This window comes from Nocardia sp. NPDC060220, from assembly GCF_042727815.1.
Lineage (GTDB): Bacteria > Actinomycetota > Actinomycetes > Mycobacteriales > Mycobacteriaceae > Nocardia.
In genome coordinates this window covers 1-2767 of record NZ_JBHWZY010000887.1, presented here as the reverse complement: position 1 = coordinate 2767, position 2767 = coordinate 1, and the positions used below count along the sequence as shown (strand labels likewise).

Genomic DNA, 2767 nt, shown 5'->3' with positions numbered 1-2767 from the left:
GCGCAGGCGAAGTACCGGGTCCTCGGCGCCGGTGGCGCGGATCTCGGCGGCGAACTCGTCGAAATCCTCACCCAGGCCGGCCAATTCGGCACGCAGGAGCGCGACCACCGCGGTGAACTCGACCGCCCCGCCCGCCGCGAGGTCCAGTGCGGCGGCCGGGGTGAGGTGGCGCGGTGACAGTGGTCGTGGACGTTGCTGGACGAACGGCAGGATCCCGCTGCGCGACAGCAGGGTGATCGGACCTCGATGACCGTTCTCGGTCAACGCGGCCGTGATGTCGACGGCGGTCAGGCCGCTACCGACCACGGCTACCCGAGCCTCGGGATCCACCTCGGTGAGCGTGCGCGCCAGCGGATACGGCTCGTCGACATAGCCGGGGGCCCCGGTCAGTCCGTACTGGTCGCGGGGACGGCCACTGCCGACGCAGAGCACCACGCGATCCACCGGATACCTGACACCGCCCTCGGTGCGCAGTACCACCGGCTGTTGCTGCGCGACGCCGGTGACCCGGTCGTTCACCACGTCGACCCGCCATCCGTCGTGACGCAACCGGTCGATCGACGCCCGCGCCGACTGTTCCAGGTACTCGCCGTACATCGCGCGCGGCACGATCGGCTGTCCCAACCCGGGGTCGAGGAAGCGCACCGCGTCCGGTCGCCGGGCGAGCCAGTCCTGGAAATGCCCACGGTCGCTCGCCCGCGCGGACATCAACGCGGGCGGGGCGTTCACGCGCACCGCGGGCACATCGCGCTGATAGGCCCGCCCACGCCACAGCGCCGCGGATCCCTCGAACACGGTGATCGTGCCCGGTGCCCCGTCGGCACCCGCGAGCGCGTCGAGCAACCCGACCGCGGCCACTCCCGCACCGATGATCCCGATTTGCATGTCGACTCCTGTCGTCGGAGGCGGCGTTGCCGCGCACTCTCATTCGATGGCGAGCACGACGTCGTGCCCGGCCTGTGATCAGCGTGCTCGCGCCGGTGCCGCCGCGAAATCCCGCATGTGCGGGATACGGCTCACCGGGTGACCCGGGGCCGCGGCGGTGCGGGATCGAGACGGGCACCCCCTCGATCGCGGGATGGTCCCGAGCATTGACCGCGACGACAATGGGCACATGACCGCCCCGGCTTCGCCTGCCATGACCGCCTTGCTCCGCGGGATCGACGCGGCGCCGGATGCGCACGAGCTGTTCGAGCGGACTTCCACCCGGTTGCGCCGGTCCGTGGGGTTCGACGCGGCGGTGTGGGTGGCCACCGATCCGGTCAACGGCCTGACGACCGCGCCGGTGCGGGTGGAGAACCTGCACGAAGGCGGCTGCGGGACCTACTGGGAGTCAGAGCTTTTCGCCGAGCACGTCAACCTGTTCCGCGATCTGGCCGTGGCGCAGGTGCCGGTGGCCGGTTTGCGCGCGGTGACGGGCGACCGGCCGACACTGAGCCCGCTGTATCGAAGCTTCATGCGGCCCCGCGGATTCGGTGACGAACTGCGGGCCGTGCTGCGCGTGGACGGTCAGGGTTGGGGGCAGGTGAGCTTGTTCCGGGAACGCGGCAGACAGGCCTTCGCCGCCGCCGATGTGGCGGTGCTGCACGCGTTGTCGGCCCCGATGGCGCGGCGCCTGCGCGGCTTCGCCCGACCGGCGACCACGGGTTCGAGCGGCGTCCACGCACCCGGCCTGCTGCTGTTCGGCGCAGACGGCGCGCTGCTCTCGGTGAACGACGAGGCCCGCGAGCTGCTCGCGCTGATGCCGCCTGGCCCGTCCACCACGACCGGCGCCGGACTCGAATTGCCCTTGCCGGTCTGGATTCTCAGCACCGCGGGGCGTGCGCGGCTCACCGGAGACAGCGCTCGCATCCGCATTCGCACCCTGACCGGGCAGTGGCTCGTCTGCCACGCCTCGTGTCTGCGTGACGCGAACGGCGAACCGACTACGACGGCGCTGGTGATCGAACACGCGACGCCCTCGGACGTCGCGGCGCTCATCGTCGCCGCCTATGAACTGACCCGCCGTGAACTGGAGGTCACCGAACTCATCGCGGCGGGACTGTCCACCGCCGCCATCGCCCGGCAGCTGCTCGTCTCCGCCCACACCGTGCGCGACCACGTGAAGTCCGTCTTCGACAAGACGGGTGTCACCAGCCGTGGCGAGCTCGTCGCGGCCCTGTTCACCGAATACCGGCAACCGGCGGCCGAATCGGTCACACTGCGGGTCCTCGACGGACGCGCCGGCTGAGCGGCGATCTCGCGGACCGCCTGGCCGACTCCCTGTGCGCCACAACCACTCCGGCGAATCCGTAGAGTGGCGTAAACCGGCCGGTGGCCGGGGTGGAAGAGGGATCGTGAGATGAGTGCAGAGTCGGTCGACACGTTCACACTGTGGGATCGCGACGGTGACGGACTGGTGTCGGTGGACGATATCGCCGACGGAATTCGTTCGGCGGGAATCGAAGTCGACCGGGAGGCCGTCGAGCGGATGGTCGCCGCCGCGGATACCAACGGTGATTTTCTCGTCTCCCGTGCCGAATTCGACGCCGCCGTCGTCGCGGGGCGGATCGAGGTCACCGACGCCGATGCGGCGTTCCAGGTCTTCGACACCAACGGTGACGGCCGGATCTCGGTGGCCGAGCTGGAATCGTTGATCCGTCACGTGGGTGCGGGGCGCATCGACGAACCGGCCGCCGACCTGCTCGCGGCCGCCGATCAAGACGGCGACGGCTACCTCTCGCTGCCCGAATTCCGGGTGCTGCTGGATTTCCTGTCGCGCTGAAGG

3 protein-coding genes are annotated in these 2767 nt (G+C 70.3%); 2 read left to right on the top strand and 1 reads right to left on the bottom strand.

From position 1 onward, the window contains the following. Positions 1–885: FAD/NAD(P)-binding protein (locus ACFWF3_RS31250; protein WP_379317339.1), on the bottom strand; the 885-nt coding region annotated here is incomplete at its 3' end. A gap of 229 nt (positions 886–1114) precedes the next feature. On the opposite strand from ACFWF3_RS31250, the gene ACFWF3_RS31245 reads away from it, so the two are divergent. Together ACFWF3_RS31245 and ACFWF3_RS31240 are read left to right on the top strand one after the other, a co-directional pair. Then, positions 1115–2230 carry a LuxR C-terminal-related transcriptional regulator gene (locus ACFWF3_RS31245; protein ID WP_379317337.1) on the top strand — a complete coding sequence of 372 codons (1116 nt, stop codon included), beginning with the start codon at positions 1115–1117 and terminating at the stop codon, positions 2228–2230. A 111-nt stretch (positions 2231–2341) separates the two neighbouring features. Further along, positions 2342–2764, top strand: coding sequence for an EF-hand domain-containing protein (locus tag ACFWF3_RS31240; protein WP_379317335.1), 423 nt, complete (start codon positions 2342–2344; stop codon positions 2762–2764). The last annotated feature ends 3 nt before the right edge of the window (positions 2765–2767 follow it).